The 25,299-nt window shown below is 45.1% G+C and carries 21 protein-coding genes; 14 read left to right on the top strand and 7 right to left on the bottom strand.

The window, feature by feature from the left end; translation table 11 throughout:
• Window positions 1-2: 2 nt before the first annotated feature.
• The 3 genes from NFI81_RS23760 to NFI81_RS23750 form a co-directional block, all read right to left on the bottom strand.
• Window positions 3-338 (bottom strand): hypothetical protein, encoded by a 336-nt coding sequence (locus NFI81_RS23760; RefSeq protein WP_234615973.1) that lies wholly within the window; start codon window positions 336-338, stop codon window positions 3-5.
• A gap of 269 nt (window positions 339-607) precedes the next feature.
• Entirely contained in the window at window positions 608-1,030 is a 423-nt protein-coding gene (locus NFI81_RS23755; protein ID WP_234615972.1) for an Hsp20/alpha crystallin family protein, read from the bottom strand.
• Window positions 1,031-1,284: 254 nt separating this feature from the next.
• Window positions 1,285-1,560, bottom strand: a complete 276-nt coding sequence (locus tag NFI81_RS23750; RefSeq protein ID WP_234615971.1) for an Rdx family protein — start codon at window positions 1,558-1,560, stop codon at window positions 1,285-1,287.
• A 405-nt stretch (window positions 1,561-1,965) separates the two neighbouring features.
• On the opposite strand from NFI81_RS23750, the gene NFI81_RS23745 reads away from it, so the two are divergent.
• The 5 genes from NFI81_RS23745 to NFI81_RS23725 all read left to right on the top strand — a co-directional run bounded on the left by NFI81_RS23745 (window position 1,966) and on the right by NFI81_RS23725 (window position 5,419).
• The gene (locus tag NFI81_RS23745; RefSeq protein ID WP_234615970.1) at window positions 1,966-2,379 is read left to right on the top strand and encodes a hypothetical protein; all 414 of its coding nucleotides are present in this window, start codon (window positions 1,966-1,968) and stop codon (window positions 2,377-2,379) included.
• 22 nt (window positions 2,380-2,401) lie between these two features.
• Window positions 2,402-3,100: a hypothetical protein gene (locus NFI81_RS23740; RefSeq protein WP_234615969.1), complete on the top strand. Its 699-nt coding sequence runs from the start codon at window positions 2,402-2,404 to the stop codon at window positions 3,098-3,100.
• Complete coding sequence (locus NFI81_RS23735; protein WP_234615968.1) at window positions 3,087-3,950, top strand: sensor histidine kinase; 864 nt, start codon at window positions 3,087-3,089, stop codon at window positions 3,948-3,950. Before NFI81_RS23740 ends, NFI81_RS23735 begins: the two co-directional genes overlap by 14 nt.
• Before the next feature lie 6 nt (window positions 3,951-3,956).
• Complete coding sequence (locus tag NFI81_RS23730) at window positions 3,957-4,616, top strand: response regulator transcription factor (protein ID WP_234615967.1); 660 nt, start codon at window positions 3,957-3,959, stop codon at window positions 4,614-4,616.
• Between the two features lie 122 nt (window positions 4,617-4,738).
• Window positions 4,739-5,419: a type 1 glutamine amidotransferase domain-containing protein gene (locus NFI81_RS23725; protein ID WP_234615966.1), complete on the top strand. Its 681-nt coding sequence runs from the start codon at window positions 4,739-4,741 to the stop codon at window positions 5,417-5,419.
• 20 nt (window positions 5,420-5,439) lie between these two features.
• Here the strand turns inward: NFI81_RS23725 and rfbC are convergent, their stop codons facing one another.
• On the bottom strand, window positions 5,440-5,988 hold the full coding sequence (gene rfbC / locus NFI81_RS23720; protein WP_234615965.1) for a dTDP-4-dehydrorhamnose 3,5-epimerase: 549 nt from the start codon (window positions 5,986-5,988) through the stop codon (window positions 5,440-5,442).
• Between the two features lie 103 nt (window positions 5,989-6,091).
• Here rfbC and pyrF point away from each other — a divergent pair, with 103 nt between their 5' ends.
• The 5 genes from pyrF to NFI81_RS23695 all read left to right on the top strand — a co-directional run bounded on the left by pyrF (window position 6,092) and on the right by NFI81_RS23695 (window position 13,237).
• Window positions 6,092-6,919 carry an orotidine-5'-phosphate decarboxylase gene (gene pyrF, locus NFI81_RS23715; RefSeq protein WP_234615964.1) on the top strand — a complete coding sequence of 276 codons (828 nt, stop codon included), beginning with the start codon at window positions 6,092-6,094 and terminating at the stop codon, window positions 6,917-6,919.
• Between the two features lie 52 nt (window positions 6,920-6,971).
• Window positions 6,972-8,201: a diaminopimelate decarboxylase gene (lysA, locus tag NFI81_RS23710; RefSeq protein WP_234615963.1), complete on the top strand. Its 1,230-nt coding sequence runs from the start codon at window positions 6,972-6,974 to the stop codon at window positions 8,199-8,201.
• A 120-nt stretch (window positions 8,202-8,321) separates the two neighbouring features.
• Window positions 8,322-10,925 (top strand): ATP-dependent chaperone ClpB, encoded by a 2,604-nt coding sequence (clpB, locus tag NFI81_RS23705; RefSeq protein ID WP_234615962.1) that lies wholly within the window; start codon window positions 8,322-8,324, stop codon window positions 10,923-10,925.
• Between the two features lie 213 nt (window positions 10,926-11,138).
• Window positions 11,139-11,690, top strand: a complete 552-nt coding sequence (locus NFI81_RS23700) for a DJ-1/PfpI/YhbO family deglycase/protease (RefSeq protein ID WP_234615961.1) — start codon at window positions 11,139-11,141, stop codon at window positions 11,688-11,690.
• A 50-nt stretch (window positions 11,691-11,740) separates the two neighbouring features.
• The gene (locus tag NFI81_RS23695) at window positions 11,741-13,237 is read left to right on the top strand and encodes an ATP-binding cassette domain-containing protein (protein ID WP_234615960.1); all 1,497 of its coding nucleotides are present in this window, start codon (window positions 11,741-11,743) and stop codon (window positions 13,235-13,237) included.
• Here the strand turns inward: NFI81_RS23695 and NFI81_RS23690 are convergent, their stop codons facing one another.
• The 3 genes from NFI81_RS23690 to porQ all read right to left on the bottom strand — a co-directional run bounded on the left by NFI81_RS23690 (window position 13,238) and on the right by porQ (window position 17,736).
• Window positions 13,238-15,025, bottom strand: coding sequence for a cytochrome-c peroxidase (locus NFI81_RS23690; protein WP_234615959.1), 1,788 nt, complete (start codon window positions 15,023-15,025; stop codon window positions 13,238-13,240).
• A 64-nt stretch (window positions 15,026-15,089) separates the two neighbouring features.
• Window positions 15,090-16,556, bottom strand: coding sequence for a PhoX family protein (locus NFI81_RS23685; RefSeq protein WP_234615958.1), 1,467 nt, complete (start codon window positions 16,554-16,556; stop codon window positions 15,090-15,092).
• 106 nt (window positions 16,557-16,662) lie between these two features.
• Window positions 16,663-17,736, bottom strand: coding sequence for a type IX secretion system protein PorQ (gene porQ / locus NFI81_RS23680; RefSeq protein ID WP_234615957.1), 1,074 nt, complete (start codon window positions 17,734-17,736; stop codon window positions 16,663-16,665).
• Between the two features lie 86 nt (window positions 17,737-17,822).
• On the opposite strand from porQ, the gene NFI81_RS23675 reads away from it, so the two are divergent.
• The 4 genes from NFI81_RS23675 to NFI81_RS23660 all read left to right on the top strand — a co-directional run bounded on the left by NFI81_RS23675 (window position 17,823) and on the right by NFI81_RS23660 (window position 25,265).
• A complete protein-coding gene (locus NFI81_RS23675; RefSeq protein ID WP_234615956.1) occupies window positions 17,823-19,382 on the top strand; it encodes an acyl-CoA carboxylase subunit beta in 1,560 nt (519 codons plus the stop codon).
• 153 nt (window positions 19,383-19,535) lie between these two features.
• Complete coding sequence (locus tag NFI81_RS23670) at window positions 19,536-20,810, top strand: Gfo/Idh/MocA family oxidoreductase (protein WP_082216025.1); 1,275 nt, start codon at window positions 19,536-19,538, stop codon at window positions 20,808-20,810.
• A gap of 50 nt (window positions 20,811-20,860) precedes the next feature.
• Complete coding sequence (locus NFI81_RS23665) at window positions 20,861-24,298, top strand: DUF1080 domain-containing protein (protein WP_234615955.1); 3,438 nt, start codon at window positions 20,861-20,863, stop codon at window positions 24,296-24,298.
• A gap of 136 nt (window positions 24,299-24,434) precedes the next feature.
• A complete protein-coding gene (locus NFI81_RS23660; RefSeq protein WP_234615954.1) occupies window positions 24,435-25,265 on the top strand; it encodes an SMP-30/gluconolactonase/LRE family protein in 831 nt (276 codons plus the stop codon).
• Window positions 25,266-25,299 lie beyond the last annotated feature (34 nt).

Raw genomic sequence — 25,299 nt, 5'->3', positions numbered from 1 at the left:
TGCTACTGAAATTCCTGCTTCACCTGATCATATAAAGAGTAAACCTTATGCACCAGGACTTCGCATTCTCTATCCGATAACTGGTCGATTGTGTTGCTGACAGCATTGGAAACAACTTTGCCTTCGTCGTTCACTTTCACACCTTTCTGCTTGATCAGGCTGAGGATCCCCTCCCACTCATTGATCAGGCTATCCGAGAAATACCGCGGCTCTATAATGTTGAAATATGCCGATTGTGATTTTAACTTTTGTTTGAGCTGGCCGGACGCATTCGAAACCTTAAGTTCTTCTACAAGTTTCGTGAGCTCAATGTAAGCGAAGATATTTGATTTTTTCATAACGTTGAGATTGGAGGAGTAATATATAAAATATGGTTGCTAAGATACAGATATGGAACCCCTTTTTTTACTAAAAACTGAAATGTTTACTCTATGTTAATATTATCTATTGGAAGTGTACAATTTTAAATAAACCAAGTTCCATGTGCTTCATTAGTAAGCTTCAACGCATGGTAACGTGGCTTTTTGCCATGCAATTTACTACACGACACATAAAAAAACCCGATAGTTGTAACTACCGGGTGACTTTATTTAATGCAAAATCGCTGTTACCAGCGTTCTATATTTACCTTTCTGTGGTAATCACCTTGTTCGTCCCCATAAGGAAGAAAAAGGACCAGATGTCGCAAAGTATCGTCATATTTTGCTGTTATATTTTCAACGTCAACCCCGTCGGGAATAACGAATGTATTGATGAAACGTACTGTTCGCCACTGCTCTTCATCGGACAAATTTTCCTGAGAAAATATGGGCAACAAGTGAAATAGTTTGAGATTATTAGTATTCTTTTTTCCTTTTACTACTTCCAATTGAAGATCTTCAACCTCGATGCCTGGAACCTTCACAACAACTTCAAAACCGTCCGATCCTCTATCAAGCTTTATAGCGGGCTCACTCATTCCACCATTGATCGTGTTGATAAAATCAATATTCATCAACATCTCCTGGGGTATTTTCAGTTTGCTTTCCATAGCTATCGCGTTTAAGATTCACAAGTTTTATACATTAACGAAAAACTACGTGCCAAAGATTATTTTTTGGTTAAAATTCGAAAATATATTGTCTCAGGATGTTCGCGTAATAGCCCCTTGCAATATTTAAAGCACTACTTTTCTCGAAAAGCACCAAATTATCCCAATTAAACAGGGAATAGCCTAATGCCAAAATTGCAGTAACCACTCCCCATAGGGCGACATATTGTCCTACTATGCGATGATTCCAGCAATTACCTATCAGAATGGCCGAGACTTCGCTCCGGATCGATCTGATCACGGACCAGTTTTTTGATTTCCTTTGGTTCCGGAAAGTGCCCTTCCCGCTTTCGATCCCATAAAACAAGGTCGCCCATACTGATGATGTATCGTCCGGCAACCTCCGATGGGATGAGTTGAACGGCATATAAATCATCAGTAAATGTGGTAAGTAATTCCTGCGCCATCCAAGCGGATCGCAGCAGCCAGCCACATTTAGGGCAGTATTCAATATTAATCGTGGGTTTCATTATTATGAAAGGGATGATGATTAAGACTTCCAAGATATCAAAAAAGCCGTGATGGATGTCCCTCACGGCTTTCGAATGTTAACCTAACCCTTAATCTTTGCGAGAAATTGCTCTAAACATTTCTCCCATAACGCTTTACAAATGTCGCCTGCCAAGCACTTTCTTTTTAGCGTCATAACCCCTGATTTGTAAAATGCGTAACCGGCTTTTGACACCTTGGTAATAATCCCCAATGTAATAGGTAGAATTACGTGTTTTAAGCCCGAGACCATTTTAGAAACATCTGATATGCAATACTTTACCAAAAAACCGTTAACTCAATACAATCAAAACGGCTTGGTGTTAAGGCTGGCGAAGGTTACATTTACGTATATCAAGAAATTTTTAAATTCTCTAATACAGTTTATGGATTCACGGAAATTTACAGGTAAAGAAGGACAGCTGATCTCAGCCGAACAAGCATTAAGAATTACAGAACCTTTCCAGAAAAGGGAGCAGGAGATCACGCTTCGTGGCGAAAACTATGTAAAAGCCGAGTTCTTCGGAATACATACATTCAACGAATTAATGAGTATTCATGGCGAAACCTGCGTGGGATTCCGGGTATACTATGGCATTACAGAGGAAGAAGAGAATGTAGTGGACCAAAAATCCGGCTTGGGCATTGGATCGAAAAGACCAACTTCCAGACTCGTGCTCATCCCCGTTGATGCTTACGGCAACGACCTTACAAAAACTGCCCGGTTAGGCGGAATGAAGGACATGCCTGCTAAAAAAGAAGCAATGACAGGTGGGCCGCTTTGCCCGCATCAATGTTAAGCAGTAATAATATACACACTATATGCTTGAAATCTATATTTCATATTGTTTCAGAAATCCGTTGCCAAGTATTGCAGTATTCATTACCCTGATACCTCTAATTTTAATTATTCTTCGTAAAGCTTATATAGACCCTTCATTTAAATTGTTACTTTTTTATTTGATTATCAAGCTGTTAATTGATATTGCAATGTTGTGTTCAGCTGCTAATCATGAAAATAACATACTATATTTCAACCTGGCTATTCCAGTCAACTATGCGTTTTTAGGAGGAATGTTTTACTTTAAGTTTGACTCGTCTTCATTGAAGAAAGGACTATTGGCTTCCATAGTTGGTTTTTTTGCTTTTACAGCATGGGATGTATTTAATTCAAATTCAGAAATCACTGACCTCCACAACCATCGCGCGGTTTTATTTGCAAAAACAGTCGAAGGAGTTTTAATTATTACATTGATCTTGCTGTTCTTCTACGAAATCATTAAGTCGTTACAAATCCCCAATCTGCTGACTTTCCCGTTTTTCTGGGTGTGTTCAGGATTACTCTTATATTATTCGAGTTTTATATTTATTGCCCCGGTCTTACATTATACAGCCACTTGGAATCACTCGGTTGACATGGGTATCACCGAAACCATTCCCACCATTTTTGAAATAGTGTGCGCGTTGTTTTTTAGCGTTGGTATTTATCATTTTTCGGCGGCCGATTATGCAAAACAGTGAAGAGTTGAAATGGGCTTTACTCATTGCCTCACTGGCAATGTTGACCATGGCATTTTGCATGATCTCATTTGTAATGTACTATCAAAAAAGGCGCTTCGAGGAAGAAAAGCGGATCAGCGACATTGAAAAAAATTACAATCGGCTTTTGCTGGACACGGCCTTAAATTCGGAAGAAACGGAAAGGCGCCGTATTGCGCAGGATTTGCACGATGATATCGGCACAATGCTGTCTCTCACGAAGTTGAGTCTCAACCAGCTTAGTAAAATGGTCGGCAACAGCGGGAATGAGAAGGAAGATCAGATCATGAAGAAATCGCAGACGCTTGTTGAAGAAACGATCCTGCATGTAAGGCGCATCACGCGCGATCTGGTGCCAACAACATTGGAAAGGTTTGGTCTGATGGAGGCAATTGAAGAATTTATCCATAAATTAGAAGAGGATAATAACCTCGCAATTACGTTTCAGGCTAACACGGACGACTTTCCGCGTCAGGGCCAGAAACTCGAACTTACGCTTTACCGCATTATGCAAGAGCTGGTCAATAATGCGATCAAGCATGCCAGCTGCTCGAAAATTGACATCAGGCTGGAAATCAATGACCAGATGATCGGCCTGAAAGTGACCGATAACGGTGTAGGGTTCGATCCCGAAAAAATTAAAGAAAGCAACCTCGCCGGATTGGGTTTACTGGGAATTGAAAGCCGCCTGGCAATTGTTAACGGAACAGTTCAATACGAAAAACCCGAAAAAGGCGGCGCTAGTGCATTTGCACAGATCCCTATGATACCGGTTTCAGACAGCAAACCGGAACCTTTGCATCCATTTCGTCGTGAGCGCGTGAACATTTAAATCAATATGAAAACCTTAAAACTGGGAATTGCCGATGATCACGAATTGTTCAGAAAGGGATTTATCTCTATGCTGAGCGGCATTCCCGATTTCGAATTTATACTGGAAGCGGCCAATGGCCAGGAATTACTAGACCGTTTGCCCGCCAACACGCCTGATATCGTCTTTATGGACTTGCAAATGCCGGTTATGGATGGCATTCAGGCCACGGAAGCTGCATTTGAACGATTTCCCAACATTAAAGTGATCGTGGTTTCGATGTATAATGAGGATCGTTTCGTCATTCACATGCTGGAAAAAGGGGTTCAGGGTTATTTATTAAAAGATACAAGTCCCGACGAAGTTGAAAAAGCAATTCGCCGGGTGGATGAGGAAGGTTTTTATTATAACGACTTCGTCTCCAAAGCCATGCATCGGAAAATGGTCACACGGCAGGTTAATAAGCATCCATTCTTCCCAAATGCCTGCAATGTTGCCCTTTCTTCGAGAGAAAAAGAAGTCCTTCAATTGATATGCGACGGCTTCTCAACGGCTGAGATCAGCGATAAGCTTTTCATCAGTGTGCGGACAGTGGAAGGTCACAGGTTACGCGTTTTAGAAAAAACCGGCACCAAAAGCACAGCAGCAGCAGTTGCATTTGCATACAAAAACCAATTATTGAATTAAAACCCTTCTTCATATCGCAGCTCTTGAAAGATGACATGCATTACGGTGCATGTCATTCTGTTTTTCAGCTGGAATCTCATTTGATTTTATTTATCTTTCAGCCAGTAACTTCGGAAGATCTTATGAAAGTCCTTATCGTTTGCACCAATCATGACGCATTCCCCACCAAAGGCGGGAAAACAGGTTTATGGCTGAGTGAACTGACGTATTTTTATGATGTGATGGCTAAACGCAGGGTTCTGATGGACATTGTCAGCCCGCTCGGCGGCAAGATTCCGATTGACGAGCGCAGTCTTGAATTGAAAGATGAATGCAATGCAAAATACTGGGAAGACGCTTCGTTCCGGGCAAAACTAGACAACTCCCTGTCCCCTATTCAAATTGACCCTAGCGACTACCGCCTCATTTACTTCGCTGGCGGGCACGGGGCCATGTGGGACTTAGCCGAAAACACCGTGTTGCAAGACATTGTTAGAAATATATACGAGCGCAATGGAATGGTCTCCGCGGTGTGTCACGGCGTTTGCGGCCTGCTGAATGTAAAACTTTCCGACGGTTCCTATCTGATCCAGGACAAATACGTCACCGGCTTTTCCAATGTAGAAGAAGCCCTCATGAGCTTTGTAAGCGAAGTGCCGTTTTATCTGGAAGACAAACTGAAAGAGCGCGGCGCACATTATACCAAATCAATGATTCCTTTTATGGAGTTCATTGAAATGGATGAAAGGTTAATTACCGGCCAAAATCCAAATTCCGCAAAAAAAGTAGCTTCCAAGGCGCTGGAAGAACTATTTGAAAAATAAGATATCCGCTTTTGAATGGATCAGATCTTTATCAGATCGCCAAACAGCGAGCGGAACGTTGGAAGGATTTGATCCTTATCCGAAACGTTTGCATTTTCAATTCCCCAGTTGATCGCCAGATCCTCATCATTCCATAAAATCCCGGATTCAGATTCCTTATTGTAGATGTTCGTGCATTTGTAAGAGAAAATAGAATCTTCCAAAGCAACAAAACCATGTGCAAAACCTTCCGGAACGTAAGCAATGTTGTTTTTCTCGCTGCTTAGTTCGAAAATTTCATGTTTTCCAAATGTTGGTGACTCGGGACGGATATCAACGGCAACGTCTAAAACCTTACCGGAAATAACCCTCACAAGCTTGCCTTGTGCGAAGGGCGCCTTTTGAAAATGCAAACCTCTTACCACCCCTTTTTTTGAGAATGACTGATTGTCTTGCACAAAATTAGTCGGCAAGCCCAACTGCTTAAAGATCTGCTCATTATAAGATTCAAAAAACATTCCACGATCGTCATGAAAAACACGTGGGGTAAGTTCAACTAATCCGGCAATGGAAGTTTCGCGAATCTGCATAAAATATTATTTCTGTTGGTTGGTAATGGTAAGCCTTAATCTTGTCACAAATTTATGAATCTATTGATAGAGGTTGTAATTTCGGCGCATTATTTCCGAAATCATGACGTACGAAGCGCTGTTTGAACAAATTTCCCAGAAAAAATCCTATTTATGTATAGGGCTTGACACAGATATCAGGAAAATCCCTGCGCATCTGAACAAAGCAGCCGATCCTGTATTTGAGTTTAACAAACAGATCATCGACGCCACTGCGGATTTTTGTGTTTCCTACAAGCCAAACATTGCATTTTATGAAGCATCGGGAGTAAGAGGTTGGGAAAGTTTGCAAAAAACCATTGAATACATTCCTAAAAGCCATTTTACAATCGCGGATGCCAAACGCGGCGACATTGGGAACACATCCGGCCTTTACGCCAGAACATTTTTTGATCCATCGGCTTCCGGCCTTGATTTTGACGCCGTTACGGTCGCACCTTATATGGGAAGCGATTCGGTAACCCCTTTCCTGGAATTTGAAAATAAATGGGTTATTCTGCTCGCATTGACATCCAATCCGGGCAGTGGTGATTTTCAGCGCCTGGAAGTGGACGGCAAGCCTTTATATGAGCATGTGCTCAAAACTTCGCAAATCTGGGCAGGCCCGGACCGCATGATGTATGTGGTAGGCGCTACGCAAGCCGCAGAATTTGAAAAGATAAGAACTATTATCCCGGATCATTTTCTGCTGGTTCCCGGCGTTGGTGCACAGGGCGGGAATCTTGAAGAACTTTCCCGATTTGGCATGAACAAACATTGCGGACTCCTTGTAAATGCATCCCGCAGCATTATTTACGCTGGAAACGGTGTTGATTTTGCACAAAAAGCAAAACAAGAAGCGCAGCTGCTTCAACAGGAAATGGCCGTTTACCTGGATAAATATTGCCAGTAGGCCCTTTCAAAAACACCATAAATCTTCTTTCGTCATTCCATTAAATTGCTCCATGCAACTTTCCGCTCAAAATACATATTCGATTCAAAACATTGATCCGCACCAGTTAACTGAAACCTTCGGCAGCCCGCTCTACGTTTACGACGGCGCGACGATCCGACGCAAAGTGCAGGAATTGCAACACGCGTTTCCAGGCATTAATATGAAGATCAAATATGCTTGTAAGGCGAATACAAATTTGTCCATTTTGCGGTTGATGCGGGAAATCGGCGTGGAATTGGACGTTGTGTCTCCGGGTGAGCTGGAAATGGGTTTAATAGCAGGTTATTCGGCAAATCAGATCACATTCACACCCAGCGGCGTTCCTTTCGAAGAAGTTCGGGAGGCCGTAGATGCGGGCGCGATCGTTAATGTGGATAGCATTCCGTTGCTGGAATGGTTTGGCCAGACTTACGGGAACACCAAGCCCTGCCTGATCAGAATAAAACCCAATGTAGCAGCAGGCGGCAATGCCAAAATCATGACCGCACATGCTGATTCCAAGTTCGGCATCTCCGTCTTGTTATTGGAACAGATCCTTGAAGTTGTAAAAAAATACGACATTAAAATTATCGGTTTGCACCAGCATACGGGATCGGACATTAAGGATGCCGAGCCGTTCCTGAAAGTGGCAGACATTCTTTTCGAAGCAGCAAAGCATTTCCCGGATCTTGAAATAGTAGATTTAGGAGGTGGTTTTAAGGTTTCCTACTTGCCGGGAGACGAGATCACGGATATGGATTTGCTGGGACGAAAAATTTCCGAGCGTTTCAAAAAGTTTTGTAGCGAATACGGAAGAGAATTGCAGTTATGGTTTGAGCCGGGCAAGTTTCTGGTGAGCGAGTCCGGTTATTTGCTGGTGAATGCAACCGTAGTGAAGGAAGATCCGGCGCGGAATTTTGTTCATGTAAATTCGGGGTTGAATCATTTGATCCGTCCGATGATGTATGGATCTTACCATCACATTTTAAATGTCTCCAACCCTTCCGGTGAACCCAAAACTTATAATGTGGTTGGTTATATCTGCGAAACGGACACTTTTGCAACAGATCGCACTTTGCCAAAAGTGAAAGCCGGCGACCTGCTTGCGTTTTTAAATGCCGGTGCTTACGGCCTGACCATGAGCTCCAATTACAATGCACGCCTTAGACCCGCAGAAGTGCTGGTTGATCAAGCCGAGGCAAAGCTGATCAGAAGACGTGAAACACTGGAAGACCTGCTGAAAACGCAGACGAATCTTTGAATATAATGGACATTTTGTCCTGAAAATTTCGCTTTCCCCTTTTTTAATGCCAAAATTTCAGACTTTCTGATCAGGCATACGATTTTTCATGGAGTGATGTAGAACATAGCAATCATCTCCATGAACTTCAACCAATATACAATTAAGGCGCAGGAGATTATACAACATGCTGCGCAAATGGCCCAGGGAAACCAGCAACAGGCCATCGAAACGGGTCATGTACTGAAATCAATCCTGGAAGAGGACCCCAACACTTCACTATTTTTACTAAATAAGCTAAATATCAGTCCAGACGTTTTAAACAATCGTCTGGAAAAAATATTGGAGGGATATCCGCGCGTGAGCGGTGGCCAGCCTTATCTAGGCAATGATATGGCTGCTGCAAGTGCAAAAGCGCAACACTATACCAAAGAATTTGACGACGAATTTATAAGCATTGAACTGCTCGTTCTTGGCATCCTGGCTGGAAAAGACTCCACAGCGACGCTTATGAAGGAAGTAGGATTCAAGGAAAATGAACTGATTAACGCAATTAAAGAACTGAGAGGTAAAAATAATCCTGTGAAAGATCAAAATGCAGAAGCTAAATATCGCTCACTGGAACGATACAGCAAAAATTTAAATGAGTTGGCGAAAGCCGGTAAAATAGACCCGGTCATCGGCAGGGACGAGGAAATCCGTCGCGTTTTGCAGATTTTAAGCCGGAGAACAAAGAACAATCCGATCCTGTTAGGTGAACCCGGTGTGGGTAAAACGGCTATTGTGGAAGGGCTCGCACAACGCATTGTGCAAGGCGACATTCCCGAAAACCTAAAATCGAAGATTATTGTATCCCTGGATATGGGACTTTTGATCGCTGGTGCTAAATATAAAGGTGAGTTTGAAGAAAGACTGAAAGCGGTCATCAAAGAAGTGACGGATTCGGAAGGTGAGATCATTCTTTTCATTGACGAGATCCATACTTTGATCGGCGCTGGTGGCGGCGGCGAAAGCGCAATGGACGCTGCCAACTTGCTAAAACCAGCCCTTGCACGGGGAGAATTGCACGCGATCGGCGCGACGACATTGAAGGAATATCAAAAATATATGGAGAAAGACAAGGCGCTGGAACGTCGTTTCCAGTCTGTAATGGTCGATGAACCAGATATTCCGGATGCGATCAGCATTCTGCGTGGAATCAAGGAAAAATATGAGCTGCACCACGGCGTGCGGATTCAGGATGACGCGGTTATTGCGGCTGTTGAATTATCGAACCGCTACATTAGCGACCGTTTCTTGCCTGACAAGGCCATTGACTTAATGGATGAAGCAGCTTCCAAGCTGAGGCTCGAAATGGACAGCGTTCCCGAGGAGCTGGACGAGCTGAACCGCCGCATTATGCAACTTGAAATCGAGCGCGAGGCGATCAGACGTGAGAATAATAAAGACAAGGAAACCGTGCTTAACAGGGAAATCGCTGATCTTAGCGAAGAAAGAAACACCCTGAAAGCACAGTGGGAAAACGAAAAAGGCAAGGTAAATGAGGTTCGCACGTTAAAAGAGCAAAGCGAACAATTGCGTCTCGAAGCCGAACAGGCGGAGCGCGCCGGTGATTTTGGTAAGGTTGCCGAGATCCGTTACGGTCGCATTCCCGAGGTGCAAAATAAATTAAATGAATTGCAGCAATCGGAAGATTCAGCCAGCTTAATGCAGGAAGAAATTACGCCCGAAGAAATTGCGGAAGTGGTTGCAAAATGGACGGGCATTCCGGTTAGCAAAATGCTGCAAAGCGATAGAGAAAAACTATTGCAGCTCGAAGATCACTTGCACCACCGCGTTGCCGGACAGGACGAAGCCATTGAATTGGTTGCCGACGCTGTTCGACGCAGCCGCGCAGGTTTGCAGGATGTAAAACGCCCGATCGGCAGCTTTCTTTTCCTGGGACCGACCGGTGTGGGAAAAACCGAATTGGCCAAAACGCTTGCTGAATATTTGTTCAACGACGAAAATGCCATAGTTCGGATCGATATGAGCGAGTATCAGGAACGGCACTCCGTAAGCAGGCTGGTGGGCGCGCCTCCAGGATACGTGGGCTATGACGAAGGCGGGCAATTGACCGAAGCAGTTCGTCGCAAACCTTATAGTGTGATCCTATTGGATGAAATTGAAAAAGGGCATCCCGACGTTTGGAACATTCTCCTGCAAGTGCTGGACGAAGGTCGTTTGACAGATAATAAAGGCCGTGTTGCGAACTTCAAGAACACCATTATTATCATGACTTCGAACATTGGAAGCCATATTATTCAGGAGAAGTTTGCGGAAGACGAAGGCTGGAACCATACACTGGTTGTGGAAGAAGCAAAACAGGCTGTCCTCGATCTTTTGAAAGCATCGGTAAGGCCTGAGTTTTTGAACCGTATCGATGAAATCGTCCTTTTTGAACCGCTTACATTGAAAAACATTCGTAAGATCGTTGACATTCAGTTTAAGGGAATTCAAAAAATGTTGTTGGAACAGGGAATAACCCTTGACGCCACAGATGAAGCGCTTGCTAAGTTGGGCGAGGATGGGTTTGATCCCTCATTCGGAGCGCGTCCTTTGAAACGTGTAATGCAACGCAGGATTCTGAACGAGTTGTCCAAAGGCATATTAAGCGGACAAGTTGCCAGGGATTCGGTGATTATGATGGAGCTGAATTCAAAAGGTGACCTGATCTTCGAAAACGTAGGCAGTGTGGAGATATGATCTCTGAATAATTATATTTCAACGAGCGGCAGCAATGTCGCTCGTTTTGTTTTAGGGCTGAGACCGCACTTTTTAAAATTCACACCACAACTGTTACTTAGTATCAACATTGGAATTGTATAAATACTGCGTAATGATGCGTTAGCATTTTGGCATAATTTTTGTTCAATTAATTATCTAAATAATCTAACCCTTTAATTCTACACAAATCCAGTGGAACAGTCATTAAATTCATACAAAATAGCAATTCTGGTTGCCGATGGATTTGAGCAGGTTGAAATGACCTGTCCCAGAAAAGTCCTAAACCAGAAAGGTGCGACAACTCATCTCATTTCTCCTAACAAAAATTTTGTTAGAGGCTGGAGTCATCTGGACTGGGGTGAGAGACATAACGTGGACGTTCCACTTGCATTGGCACGTGCGGATTACTATGATGCATTACTTTTGCCTGGCGGCGTGCTCGGCTTGAATGCGCTCAGAATGAATTACCGCGCACTGGAATTCGTGAAATCCTTTTTCGCGTCGGGAAAACCGGTTGCAGCGATTGGTCATGGCCCGCAGATATTGATCGATGCAGATGTGGTCTTAGGCCGGGTTATGACTTCTTACGCAGCCATTAAACATGACCTGGAAAACGCCGGTGCAAGATGGATCGACCAGGAAGTGGTTACAGACAACGGGCTAATTACCAGCCGAACCACCGACGACCTATCCGCCTTCACAACTGCAATGATTAAAGAATTCAATATGGAATTTCATCATTAGTTAAACCTTTCACGTGCTATCTTTGCCCGCTCATTGATTTTTGGCATTTCATGGCACTTGTTTCTCTTCTGGGCGTTGCTGCCCGCAAATATGATGTTACGGTCTTATCTGATATTAACTGGAATGTTGAGCTTGACACACATTGGGCGGTAATCGGGCCTAATGGCTCCGGTAAGACAGTTTTATTAGACCTTATCGCTGGGAAATGGCCGGTTTCGAAGGGAAAAATCAGTTATGATTTGAAAGTCCCACTGCGACAGGCAATTGAGCTGGTTTCCAATGATTATTCTTTTAACCGCATCGTAAATGCCGGGGCGGAATATTATCAACAGCGTTTCCATGCATATGAAAGCGAACGGGCACCTTCCGTGAGAGCCATTTTGACGGATCAATTGAAGCCGGTGGGAACGGTGAATGACAATTCCGTGAAGCTCGGACCGCCAACTGTCAGCGATAAAGATCTGGATAAAGTTTCTGCGCTTTTATCCATCACGCATTTGCTTGATCATCCGTTTGTAACACTATCCAACGGAGAAACGCGGCGGATGCTTTTAGCAAAATCTCTATTAAAAAAACCTGAAATTTTAATACTCGACAATGCATTCAGCGGATTGGATGTGCATTCGAGAGAAGTGTTGCGCAACGCACTGAGCGAGCTGGCGGCATCCGGTGTGACCATCATTATGGCGACCACAGCCACTGAAATTCCGCCATGTATTACCAATGTGCTGGAATTAAATGAAGGTCGCATTTCAGGCACATTCCATGTAACGGAATACAAAACCGGATTTGCAAATCACCCGCATAATCCCAAACCAGATCCTGAGAAACTGGCACATTTCGGACTGCCGCAACACATTGATTTTGAGTATGCGATTGATTTGAGGAATATCAATGTGCGTTATCATGATCAGCCTATCTTAGAAAATGTAAACTGGAAAATTGCCAAAGGCGAAAAATGGGCGCTTTCCGGCCCGAACGGCTCAGGGAAGTCAACATTGCTGAGCATTATCACAGCCGATAATCCGCAACGTTTTGCCAATGATTACGATTTATTTGATAAAAAAAGAGGCGGAACGGGCGCTTCGATTTGGGATATTAAACAGAAAATAGGCCACGTTTCTCCTGAATTGCACCTTTATTTCCCCCGAGAAACCAGCGTTTTCAAAACCATTGCTTCCGGTTTTTTCGATGCAACCGGAGTTTTTTTCAAGAAGTTAACAGAACAGCAAACAGAAAGAGTGCATGAAGTAGCGGCGCTCCTGCATGTAGCCCATTTGATTGAAAAGAAGTTCTCAGAGCTCTCCAAAGGTCAGCAGCGCATGGTTTTGCTGGCCAGGGCATTGGTCAAAAATCCGCCTTTATTGATTCTGGACGAACCTTGTCAGGGATTGGATGCGGATGCCATAGCGTATTTCAAAGCTGTCGTCGATGCAATTTGCGACACGCCGGAGCGCACATTGATCTACGTTTCGCATTACCCTCATGAAATTCCAAGCTGCGTGACCAAAACGCTTCGGTTGGATCAGGGCAAAGTCATCGTGTGATCATTCCGGCGCATCGGTTAATGCTTCCATAAAAGAAATCACGCTTGCGATCTCGTTTTCGGTGAGGTTAAGCTTATCAGGCGCGAGCGTTTGATTGGGCACGTCCAGTCCTAAACCGGCGCCGCCGCCTTCATTATAAAACTCCATCACTTCTTGTAAAGTCGCGAAAGCGCCATTGTGCATATAGGGAGCCGTTTTCGAGATATTTCTTACCGAACTTGTTTTGAAAGCATTTTTCCATTGCGGAAACTGGTCATGAACGCCTCTTCCCGGATCTTTATCCAGGACAGGATTTTTCCATTGCGCATTCACCGTCACACCCAAAACCTCTGATTCCGTGCGCTGATAATCCGGTGGAACGGTGCCGTTGAATAGCGGTACAAAGTGACAAGTTCCGCATTTAGCTTTCCCCATAAACACGTTAAAACCTGCGACCTGATCACCCGTCAGCGCTTTTTTATCGCCTCGCATGAATTTGTCAAAAGGTGAATTGAATGGATTTAATGATCGGACAAAAGTCGCCATCGCATTCTGAATGTAAACCGGCCTGATCGAATCCAGTTCCGGGTAAGCCTTTTTGAAATCCCGCCTGTAATCCGCGTCGGTCGCAACCAGTTTCGCAACTTCATCCATCGAACCATGCATTTCCAGCTTGTTATGAATCACATCCGCCGCCTGATCTTCCAGTGAAGGAGCACGTAAATCGTAAAATAATGCTTGCTGCAACGAGGCATACATGATCGATGGCGCATTGCGGCTAACAAACTTGCTATCAAACCCTTTACTCGTTTTTAATCCATCCGCATAAGCCTTTTCGGGCTGGTGACAAGATCCGCAATTGGTTTTCCCATCACCCGAAATCCGGCTGTCGTAAAACAATGATTTGCCCAATGCAATGCGGTCGGCAGTTGCGCTGAATTTTGAGTCAGACAAAAGTGCTTCCGGGTCAAAAGCATTTTTATCAAAAATCGTCGCCACATTTCCTTTCAAAAGTTTGTGGCTGTTCATAAAAGGAATTGCGGCCAATTCCTGGTTTTTGTACAATGAGCGGCATAATGGATTAATATGATCCGAAATAAATGCAGCGCGGTCAAATGCATTGAAGTCTTTATTTTGTTTCAAAAAAGCAATGGCGCCATTGGTAATGCTGTCCAGCGCGACATATGCAGGCAATTTTGATTTGTAAAACTGTGTATAATGTTGAAATGATTGCAAAACAACCTCACTTTCGGCCAATGCATTGCCGGAAGCAGGCGTATCAAATCCTGAAATTCCCAGACTGATCAAACGGAACATTTCCAGTCGAAGCGCGTCCATCACATGCGAGTCCGTGATGCGAATATCCACCCAAAGCATCTTGATCCGCTTCACATTCACCTGCATTTTGCGCGTATGCCGCACCAGTTCCTCCTGATCAACAGGCTCATCGGTAAAAATCAGCTCTTCGATCACTTGCAGTCCACCCGGCTCGAAAACCGCATTTTCCTCATCCTCAATCTCATCCAGCGGCGCGCCATTAATCATTCTAACTGTTGTCGGGAAGAAATATTCGGCAAATGCTTCTGTCTTTTTGAATTGAATCCTGAGTTTCAGAAAATCCTGACGCAAGGTGGCGGATGCAGGTTTTGACTTTACTCTTTTTAAAAATGCATCATTCATCAAAATCAGCGAATCCAGATCCGAGACGAATTTTTCATAAACCCATTCATGCGGCTGCCTTTCCGGCGCGCACGAATGGATAGCAAAAACAACAATGCCCGCGAAAATCGCGAAGACAATATTTTTCATGGTGTGATAAAAAAATGATAGAAGGCCCTCCGAAAAAGGCCTTCTATAAGCTTGCTGAGATGTGTTATTGCTGAATTCCGCGAACGATCACCGTTTGTCCGCCTTCTTTATTTGTAGAAATGCCGCTGCCGTCAGCACCTTTGTATTTTTCGTCCTGCCACGTGTGCGGGTGCAGGTTGATCATGAATGTTTCTGGAATGCCAACTACATCCGAAATGTCAATCATTGCACCGTATTCCCAGCTGCTCAAAGAATTATTTGCTACTGAGTTATATTTTGCATTGAATGTTGGATCTTCTCTGCGGTGGTGCATTTGAAGCATCGCTTTGCTCTCTTTCGTAGCCAGGTTATATTGCCAGATCGTACCGTCGTGATCATTGTTTTTATAGAATGAATCACCGTCTTCCTGCACGTAAACAAAGTTTTTGGTCACGCAAATATTGTCCGGGTTCACAATGAAGCTGCCTGGCTTGTCTTCGCCGTCCATAATGATCTGCAACTTACCTTTCAGCGGGTTGGTTTCATCAAATTTCAGGTTATAAACGCGGCCCCACATGTTTTTACCAGCTACCGGAGTAACTTTATCAGCCTGACTAACACCCGTTGCGGTAAAATAAATGTCGCGACCTACGCCGTTTCCACCTTTGCGGTAATCAATGTCCTCCACGCGGGCAAATTGGATCATTTTTTTATCAACCGTCTGCGTTTGCAGCTCCGTGCCTGTGCTTGTTTTTACATTATCAAAAGGGACAAATTCAACGTCGTATGTCTGTCCTTTTACCATATCCGTTTCCACACTTTCCTGGTTTGTGCGGCGTAGTGCATATAATTTACCATTGTTCAAATCGCCAACCACATCCGAAACGTAGGCCACAAGCTGGCCATTCGTGTCATCTTCACCGATAATGATCACTGTTTTGCCTGGAAATGCATCCTTAGGAAGCGGCACCGCATTTTCTGCATTCCATTTCCCAAATGCGCTTACGGTTCTTGTCTGGTTCTTTTTGTCAGCTGGCGCAAAAGGGTCGATCGCATGCGTCATCGACTCAGAACTGCTTTCACCTGCTGTCAAAAACAATGGTCCGAAACCATGTTCCTGCGGCGTGGCCAATGTTGCCGAACACAATCTCCATTGTCCGCCTTCTGCGTCCACAATGTATTCACCTTTTACAGGCTTCAATTCTTTGTCAAGAAATACGCGCGACACCGAAAAAAGAATCTCGTGGTTGTTGATCATCACAAAACCTTCGCCATTCGGGTTTTTCACAAATGCGCCGCCATCCGGCTGGGCACCGTAAATGAAGCCTGGTGAATCCTGCAATTTGTCGTCAGAACTGATCAACGTCGTGATTTTCAGATCTTCAAACCCTGGCAGTGAACGCACCAACGACGGGTTAACCGAGCGGTCGATCAGTTTTGAAGAGTCCACAGGCGGATCGTTGTGATCCTTAATGCAGCCAGAAAAAGTCATTGCGCCGCAAACCAGCGCGGTAAGGGCATTTTTTGGAATAGAGCTAAAATTCATCGCCATGGTGAGATAGTTTTTAACAAAACTAGGCGAACCAAGGCGCTATGATTTTACCTAAAGATTAAGCAATTATGAACAAAACTTAATATGGAAATGATCAGTAGGGAGGTTATCGCTTCATATTGGCAGCTTCTTTGACAAAACCATTTCTCAAATTCATAACAATTGATAATGAGCTGCTTCCGAAACCGGGCACATATTGCGCACGACCATAACCCACCTCAAACCGCTTGATCCGAAGCCAGGCACCGAAGGAAAATCCCGCCAATGCGCCTCTGTTGGAAAGCCTGAGTTCCTGCCTGCGCAAATGGTCATAACCCAACATAATGCGGAAGTTCGGATGGAGCAATGCTTCTGCTCCTAAGGAAAGATGACGGCTTAATTTTTCTGCTATGCCTACTTTTTTCGGCACCTTATTGCCATTATCATCGTAAGTAAAAAACAGGCCGGGATCATTGTAAACCATATCAAACTTGTTCAAATGATGCGCCGTAAGCGAAACGCGGATCGGCATATATTCCGGTTTGAATGTTAATCCCAAACGGACATCCAGGGGCAATATCGGATCACATAACCCCGAATAATTTTGTTTGACAAAACCCAGATTTTTGACAACAAACCCAATCGTTAGGTCCTGAGTAGGATGCTTGAAAACCCCGCCCCAATCCAGCGCCAGACCAAACACATTGTAAGATTGCACCGAAGCGCCAACCAATTTTAATGTTCCGCCTAATGTGAAAGCGCCTAATGTATGCCCATAACCAGCCGACAACCCATAATCCGCCGCCCGGAACTCCCCTATTACATTGCCAATATCGTCCGTTTCGACCATTGTGCCGTAATTGAGATATTGCAAACCCACCGCCCAAACACCCGCAGATTTGCCAACCCGCCGCGCATAAGCAGCATTCACGAATCGCGTATCAGCCAGATAAGGCATCAGATTGACAGAGACATTATTGGCTTTGGAAGAATCGAGCAACGCGGGATTTTGGATAAATAGCGCCGGATCATTGCCTGAAATTGTGAGGTGATGGACGCCTAATGCGGAGCTTTTTGCTTGGGCTGGTAATTGCAGGAAATCAAGCTTGCTTCTGCCGCCGATGGATTGCGAATGTGCTGTTTGCTGGCAACCAAAAATGATCCCCGCCAAAAACAAAGCGCACAATCCGATCTGCCTCATAGTTCGCAATAATTTCCCGAATCAGTAAAATGACACTATATTTAGATTCTCTTCAAGAACAAATGTAACCATATCGTCCGTATTACATGGGATCAGTATCTTCCGCGACTTCAAAAAAAGAACTTTTAGATCAGAAAAATGCCGAGGCCGATTTGGGTGGAGGTGCGCAAAGAATTGAAGCACAACACGCCAAAGGCAAGCTCACCGCCCGCGAGCGGATCATGGTGTTGATCGACAAGGGCACATTTGAAGAAATCGGGAAGTTTGTCATGCACCGGAGCAAGGATTTCGGACTGGATAAGGAACATTATCTGGGCGACGGCGTGGTTACCGGCTATGGTAAAATCAATGGCCGGCTGGTTTACGTTTTTGCGCAGGATTTTACCGTTTTTGGCGGCTCACTTTCTGAAACGCATGCTGAGAAAATCTGTAAGATCATGGACTTGGCCATGAAAAACGGTGCGCCATTGATTGGTTTGAATGATTCAGGTGGAGCCAGGATTCAGGAAGGCGTGCTTTCGCTGGCTGGTTATGCGGATATTTTTTATAAAAACACACTGGCTTCCGGCGTCATTCCGCAGATTTCCGCTGTAATGGGGCCGTGTGCAGGCGGCGCAGTTTATTCTCCTGCGATCACCGATTTTATATTAATGGTCGAAAACACGAGTTACATGTTCGTGACCGGCCCCAATGTGGTTAAAACCGTAACCCATGAAACGGTTACCGCCGAGGAACTGGGCGGCGCGATGACCCACGCGACCAAATCGGGCATTACGCACTTTGTTTCTCCTAACGAGGTGGAATGCTTGCTGAACATTAAAAAGCTGCTCAGCTACATGCCGCAGAATTGCGAGGAAAATGCGCCCAGCCTTCCTTATGAGGCAAAAAATGAATTACGTCCTGTATTAAACACTATCATTCCCGACAATGCCAATCAGCCTTACGATATGCGTGAGGTAATCCTGGAAATTGCGGATCCGGAAAGTTTCCTGGAAGTCCACCAGAATTTTGCAGAGAACATTGTAGTTGGTTTTGCGAGAATTGCAGGCCGGAGCATCGGCATTGTGGCGAATCAGCCAGCTGTGCTTGCAGGCGTGCTAGATATTCATTCCAGCCAGAAAGCGGCGCGGTTTGTGCGGTTTTGCGACAGTTTTAACATTCCGCTGCTGGTTTTGGAAGATGTTCCGGGATTTTTACCAGGCACGGATCAGGAATGGAATGCGATCATTACCAACGGCGCAAAGTTACTTTACGCATTTTGCGAAGCCACCGTTCCACGCATTACGGTGATCACGAGAAAAGCATATGGCGGTGCTTATGATGTGATGAATTCCAAGCACATTGGCGCAGACCTGAACTTCGCGTGGCCGACGGCTGAAATTGCCGTAATGGGTGCAAGCGGAGCAGCTGAGATAATTTTCAAGCGCGAAATCGCGCAGGCAGAAGATCCGGCTGAAAAACTGAAAGAGAAGATCGAAGACTATACAGAGAAATTCACAAACCCATATCGGGCTGCTTTCCGGGGTTACATTGACGAAGTAATTTATCCCGAACAGACGCGCGAAAAGCTGATCAGGGCTTTTGAAATGCTGGAAAATAAAGTCGACGTTTTGCCCCGAAAAAAACACGGGAATATTCCGCTCTGAGCATGAAATAGGAATGTTAAAGGAAATCCTGGTTCATTATAAAGTAATCGGCTTTTAATATTTCCATTCCAAATTGCTGCTTTGCTACATTCTGATTATTATCCTAAATTCACCTTCTGCTAATTAATTTTACTTCCTAAATATCCTTAACTAATGAAAGAAAAGACGGGCACTTCTGCGTCCAGACGGACCTTTATCAAAGGCTCGCTGGCGACGCTGGCCACTTTTTCCATTGTTCCCCGCCATGTTTTGGGCAAAGGTTTCATCGCACCCAGCGACCAGTTGACCAAAGCCATTGTCGGCACGGGTTCCATGGGTCGCGGACACATTCCCTACGCAGGCACCAAAGTCGTTGCGCTTTGTGATGTGGACAAAAAACACCTGGATATAGCCGTGGGCATGGTAGATAAAGGCGTTAAAACCTTCTCCGATTACCGTGAGGTGATCCAGCTTCCCGAAGTTGACATTGTGCACGTGGCCACGCCGCCGCATTGGCACGGGATCATTGCCGCGGACGCCGCCCGCGCCGGAAAAGATGTGTGGTGCGAAAAACCAATGACACGCACAATAGGCGAGGGAAAAAGACTTGTGGAAGCGGTTCAGCAGCACGGACGTATTTTCCGTTTGAACACCTGGTTCCGGTTTCAAGACAATTTTTACGGCATGAGAACGCCTGTGAAACCAATAAAAAAGTTGGTTCAAAGCGGCTTGCTAGGCTGGCCATTGAAGGTGACAGTAAGCAAGCACACGGGTTTTGACTGGAAATTTTATTGGGTAGGCAACACAAACAATGTTCCGCAGCCCGTTCCGGCCGAGCTGGATTACGAAATGTGGCTTGGACCTGCGCCTTACAAACCTTATAGCGAGCACCGTGTGCACCAGACATTCCGGGGCTACTGGGATTATGACGGCGGCGGACTCGGCGATATGGGCCAGCATTACATTGACCCGATCCAATATTTCCTCGGAAAAGACGATACAAGTCCGGTAAGCGTGGAAGTGGACGCTCCTCAGCAACATACAGAAGCAGTAGGAACCTGGCGTCGAATCACTTACACCTATGCCGATGGCTGTCAGATCGTTCTGGACGGAGAAGCAAAAGATGAAAAAGTGGCTTACATTGAAGGTCCGAAGGGCAAGCTTTTCCCTAATTTCCAGTCTGACATTCCTGATCTCGAAAAGAAACTGGCTGCATTCCCCGATCCCGAACCACAGGTAACCGACTTTGTGGATGCTGTCAAAAACCGCAAGAAATTTGCGCTGAACGAAGAGAATGGCCACCGTTCCTGCACGATTGTGAACATGGGACTTGCGGCGCTCCGGTTAGGACGTTCTCTCAAATTTGACCCTGAAAAACAGGAATTTATCGATGATGAAGGTGCAAACCGATTGATTAATCAGCCCATGCGCGGCCCATGGACCATTTGATCCGTGTTATTCTAAAACCTGCATCCACTCATTTCCATCCTTGACATTTAATGAAAAGAAACATATATACCATTCTGGCCCTCTGCATGTTACTCTCGCAGGCATGGGCCCAAACGGACGACGCGCTGGCGACAAAAGCCAAAGCACTATTGTCCAAATTCCCTTCCCAGAACGAGGCTGCTTTAAAGAAAAACATGGAAGAACTTGGCCAGCTCGGCAAGCCGGGATTGGTCCAGATTGCATCCATGCTGACGCCGCTGGGCAAAGGGGATAACACCAAAATTCAATATGCCATCGGCGGGTTCACTTACTATGCTTCACAGGCAGGAAAAGAAGATTTTCGTAAAATAGCGGCTGAGGCTTATGGAGAAGCATTATCCAAAGTAAGCGATCTGGATAGCAAAAACTTCCTGATTTATCAATTGCAGACCGTCGGCAAAGATGAGTCTGTCGAGGTTTTGAAATCTTATTTGAAGGACGAAAGACTTTCAGGTCCGGCTTCGAGAACATTGGCCCGGATTGGTTCGCCTGCTGCCGGGGCTGCATTATTACAAAGCCTGGAAGGCGCTCCCGAAAGCACGAAAATCGCGATTATTGAAGCATTGGGTGGTACACGTTACAAAGAAGCCTCTTCAATCATTGAAAAAATGGCGGTGAACGAAGATCTGCTTTTGCGCAAAGTGAGCTTATTTGCATTGTCGGAAATCGGCGCACCTTCTTCCGAACAGATATTATTGGCTGCTGCCCAAAAGGCAAATTTCGGTTACGACGAATCGGACGCAACGGCCGTTTATCTCAAATATCTGGCTCGCTTAGCTGAAAATGGCAACGCGCCTGCCGCTGAAAAAGCGGCGTTAGCATTGCTTAAAATCACGCCGGACGTGAAGCAAACGCCAACACGTTCATCGGCTTTGAAAATTTATTCCGACATTAAAAAGCGTGAATCCGTTCCTGTTCTGGTGAGCGCACTGCAAAATGCAGATCCTGAATATAGGATTGCTGCATTAAAATTGGGCCAAAAATACCTGATGGCAGACGGCACAACACCTTGGCTTAATGCCATGAAAAAAGCCAAACCGGAAGTGCAGGCTGAGATTATCACCATGCTGGGCCATGCCAACTCCGTCGATGCATTGCCTACAATCCAGAAATCGTTGACTTCCAAGGATAGCAAAGTGAAAATGGCTGCGATTTGGGCAGCGGGAAAAATTGGTCAGGAGAAAAGTCTTCCAGGTTTGATCACTGTTTTAAAAACTGCGAATGCAGATGAAGTTGCTGCGGTTAAAAGCAGTTTGTTAACTATTAAAGGCGATGCGGTTGTAAATCAATTGGCGGCAGCCTTACCAACACTTCCGGCACCAGGACAATCCGCGGCCATCGACGTTTTGGCAGCACGCGAAGCCAGTTCCAAGCTGAGTAATGTGTTTGCATTGCTCAAAAGCCCGAATGCAGAAGTTTCAAAATCTGCTTACACCGCGCTGAAATCGCTGACTACTACGAATGATCTGCCTCAGATGTACACTTTGCTCAACACAGTGAGCGATGCGGAGCAAATGGCTGCCATTCAAAAAGCGGTGGCTGCTGGCGTGAAAGGAGCTGGCGACACAAAGGCGCAGACGGATGCGATTTTAAAACAAATGCAGGCTTCTCCGGCTGATAAACATTCGAATTATCTGGCCGTTTTGGCAAGCATAGGAGGCAAAACTGCGGCGAATTCAGTCGTTTCTACATATAATAGCGGCGATGCTAAATCAAAGAAAGCTGCAATTGCAGCATTGTCGGCCTGGTCTGACGCAAGCGTTGCCAGTGAGCTTTTGAACATTGCAAAAAAGGCGACGGATGCCGACGAGTTTAATGCAGCCTTGACCGGATATGTTGCTGCCACTGCGAAATCGACCAGGACGCCTGTTAACAAGGTTCTGATGCTTCGCGAGGCAATGACTTTGGCAAAAACGGATTCTCAAAAAATAGCTATCCTGAAAGAACTGCCTCGTTTGAGAACATTCAATGCATTGCTTTTTGCAGGAAAATATCTGGCTAACCCGGCAACGGAGCAGGCGGCTGCACAGGCTGTGATGTCAATCGCGCTTGCTAACAAGAATTTTTACAGCGCCGAAATTCGTGATTTGCTTACCAAAACAGCATCTGTGCTGAAAGGAAAAGATGCCGAATATCAGAGAGAATCGATTAAAAGACATTTGTCTGAGCTTCCAAAAGACGAAGGTTTTGTAGCATTGTTTAATGGAAAAGATCTTTCCGGCTGGAAAGGTCTTGTTGAAAACCCGATTGCACGCGGCAAGATGAGCGCGGATAGTTTGGCTTACAAACAAAAAAAGGCGGACGAGGCGGCTAATAAGGATTGGTTTGCCAAAGATGGAGAACTGGTTTTCTCGGGACATGGCGACAACCTGGCCACAGTGAAGCAATATGGTGATTTTGAAATGTTTGTGGACTGGAAAATTCAAAAAGATGGCGATGCGGGTGTGTATTTGCGTGGAACGCCTCAGGTGCAGATCTGGGACACGTCACGTGTGAGCGTGGGCGCGCAAGTGGGTTCCGGCGGCTTGTATAACAACCAAAAAAATCCAAGCAAACCGTCCAAACTCGCTGATAACGCCATTGGCGACTGGAACACATTCCACATTACCATGATCGGCGACCGCGTTTCTGTGGATCTGAATGGCGAGAATGTGGTGGATAATGTGATCCTGGAAAATTATTGGGACCGTAACCTGCCTATTTTCGCCAAAGAACAGATCGAGTTGCAGGCACATGGAAATCAGATCAACTACCGGGATGTTTATGTGCGCGAGATCGCTCGTCCTGAACCCTTTACATTGTCGGAAGCTGAGCAAAAAGTAGGATTTAAAGTACTTTTCGACGGAACGGATATGTTCAACTGGGTAGGAAACCGCACCGATTATTTCATCGAAAACGGCGCATTGGTTGTTGATCCCAAGAAAGGCGGCAAGGGAAATTTGTATACCAAAGACGAATACAGCGATTTCGACTTCCGTTTTGAATTCCAACTAACACCGGGAGCTAATAATGGGCTCGGAATCAGGACGCCGATGGAAGGCGACGCGGCTTATGTGGGAACGGAAATCCAAATCCTGGACAATGATGCCGACATTTATAAAGACCTGCACGAATATCAGTATCATGGCTCGGCATATGGCATTATCCCTGCGAAAAGAGGTTTTTTGAAACCGATGGGCGAGTGGAACTATGAAGAAGTTCGCGTGCAAGGTTCCAAGATCAAAGTAACATTGAACGGCACCGTCATCCTGGACGGAGATTTGGCTGAAGCAAGCAAGAATGGCACAGTGGACCACAAAGAACATCCTGGATTGAAGCGCACCAGCGGACATTTGGGCTTTCTAGGCCACGGCTCGGAACTGAAATTCAGAAACATCCGGATCGCGGACCTTACGAAAACAGCTGCTGAACCAAGTGTTTCGGCTTCAAAGAAGAAGAGAAAAAAATAAGGTTTGCTCTATTCCTTGCTGAAAATCAGAGAGAACAGAAGCTAATTATAAAAAAAATTTAAAAATGGCCATAACCAACTGTTTTGGCCATTTTTATTTAGCTTTGAGTAAGTATCGAAAAATACAACTGAATCACATGAAACCCAGTCAAATACTACTTACTGCATCATTGCTGCTGGCTGCGATATCCGCAAATGCACAGCACTCACTTACACAGATTTGGGCAAGTGAAGCATCACTTCCGATTCCTGAATCTGTTCTTTACAGTGCCAAAGACAAGATCTTGTATGTAGCGCAGATTGATGGAAAACCAGGCGAGAAAGATGGAAAAGGCGCGATCGGAAAAGTGGGGCTGGATGGCAAGATTATAAATAAAGACTGGATCACCGGACTGCATGCGCCGAAAGGCATGGGCGTTGCGGGTAACAAGCTTTACGTTTCCGACGTCACGGATGTGGTGGAAATAGATATCAAAACAGGTAAAATTTTAAAGAAACATGCGGTTGAAGGATCGGTGTTCCTTAATGACCTGACAATTGACGCAAAAGGAAATATTTACGTTTCAGATTCCAGCACGAAGAAAGTTCACTTGATCAAGGACGGGAAAGTTTCAACTTATATGGAAGGCCTAAACGGTCCAAATGGCTTGCTAGCAGTTGGTTCAGACCTGCTGATTGCTGATAGCGGCACATTGAAACGGCTTGGCACGGATAAAAAGGTAACCATTATAGCCGAAGGAATGGATAAAAGCACGGATGGGATTGAGCAGGTAGTTCCGGGCGAATACATCGTTTCGTGCTGGGCTGGCGTAGTTTATTATGTAAAATCAGATGGCACTACGCAAAAGTTGCTGGATACCACGGCTGACAAAACAAATTCGGCAGACATTGGCTACGATTCGGTTAACAAAATCGTTTACGTGCCAACATTCGCTAAAAATGGTGTTGTAGCTTATCAGTTAAAATAAATATATTTATAAACTAAATTAATCAAACAAGTCG

This window comes from Dyadobacter fanqingshengii (genome assembly GCF_023822005.2).
Lineage (GTDB): Bacteria > Bacteroidota > Bacteroidia > Cytophagales > Spirosomataceae > Dyadobacter > Dyadobacter fanqingshengii.
Note: the sequence above shows the minus strand (reverse complement) of the source record. Positions and strands in the feature narration are given on the sequence as shown.

Excerpts from the sequence above, each read along its gene's own strand:
- NFI81_RS23735 (WP_234615968.1), top strand. The coding sequence starts at position 3,087 with ATGCAAAACAGTGAAGAGTTGAAATGGGCTTTACTCATTGCCTCACTG.
- NFI81_RS23675 (WP_234615956.1), top strand. The coding sequence starts at position 17,823 with ATGGGATCAGTATCTTCCGCGACTTCAAAAAAAGAACTTTTAGATCAG.
- NFI81_RS23740 (WP_234615969.1), top strand. The coding sequence starts at position 2,402 with ATGCTTGAAATCTATATTTCATATTGTTTCAGAAATCCGTTGCCAAGT.
- clpB (WP_234615962.1), top strand. The coding sequence starts at position 8,322 with ATGAACTTCAACCAATATACAATTAAGGCGCAGGAGATTATACAACAT.
- lysA (WP_234615963.1), top strand. The coding sequence starts at position 6,972 with ATGCAACTTTCCGCTCAAAATACATATTCGATTCAAAACATTGATCCG.
- NFI81_RS23695 (WP_234615960.1), top strand. The coding sequence starts at position 11,741 with ATGGCACTTGTTTCTCTTCTGGGCGTTGCTGCCCGCAAATATGATGTT.
- NFI81_RS23750 (WP_234615971.1), bottom strand. The coding sequence starts at position 1,560 with ATGAAACCCACGATTAATATTGAATACTGCCCTAAATGTGGCTGGCTG.
- NFI81_RS23690 (WP_234615959.1), bottom strand. The coding sequence starts at position 15,025 with ATGAAAAATATTGTCTTCGCGATTTTCGCGGGCATTGTTGTTTTTGCT.
- rfbC (WP_234615965.1), bottom strand. The coding sequence starts at position 5,988 with ATGCAGATTCGCGAAACTTCCATTGCCGGATTAGTTGAACTTACCCCA.
- NFI81_RS23745 (WP_234615970.1), top strand. The coding sequence starts at position 1,966 with ATGGATTCACGGAAATTTACAGGTAAAGAAGGACAGCTGATCTCAGCC.
- porQ (WP_234615957.1), bottom strand. The coding sequence starts at position 17,736 with ATGAGGCAGATCGGATTGTGCGCTTTGTTTTTGGCGGGGATCATTTTT.
- NFI81_RS23725 (WP_234615966.1), top strand. The coding sequence starts at position 4,739 with ATGAAAGTCCTTATCGTTTGCACCAATCATGACGCATTCCCCACCAAA.
- NFI81_RS23755 (WP_234615972.1), bottom strand. The coding sequence starts at position 1,030 with ATGGAAAGCAAACTGAAAATACCCCAGGAGATGTTGATGAATATTGAT.
- NFI81_RS23660 (WP_234615954.1), top strand. The coding sequence starts at position 24,435 with ATGAAACCCAGTCAAATACTACTTACTGCATCATTGCTGCTGGCTGCG.
- NFI81_RS23665 (WP_234615955.1), top strand. The coding sequence starts at position 20,861 with ATGAAAAGAAACATATATACCATTCTGGCCCTCTGCATGTTACTCTCG.
- NFI81_RS23760 (WP_234615973.1), bottom strand. The coding sequence starts at position 338 with ATGAAAAAATCAAATATCTTCGCTTACATTGAGCTCACGAAACTTGTA.
- pyrF (WP_234615964.1), top strand. The coding sequence starts at position 6,092 with ATGACGTACGAAGCGCTGTTTGAACAAATTTCCCAGAAAAAATCCTAT.
- NFI81_RS23670 (WP_082216025.1), top strand. The coding sequence starts at position 19,536 with ATGAAAGAAAAGACGGGCACTTCTGCGTCCAGACGGACCTTTATCAAA.
- NFI81_RS23685 (WP_234615958.1), bottom strand. The coding sequence starts at position 16,556 with ATGGCGATGAATTTTAGCTCTATTCCAAAAAATGCCCTTACCGCGCTG.
- NFI81_RS23730 (WP_234615967.1), top strand. The coding sequence starts at position 3,957 with ATGAAAACCTTAAAACTGGGAATTGCCGATGATCACGAATTGTTCAGA.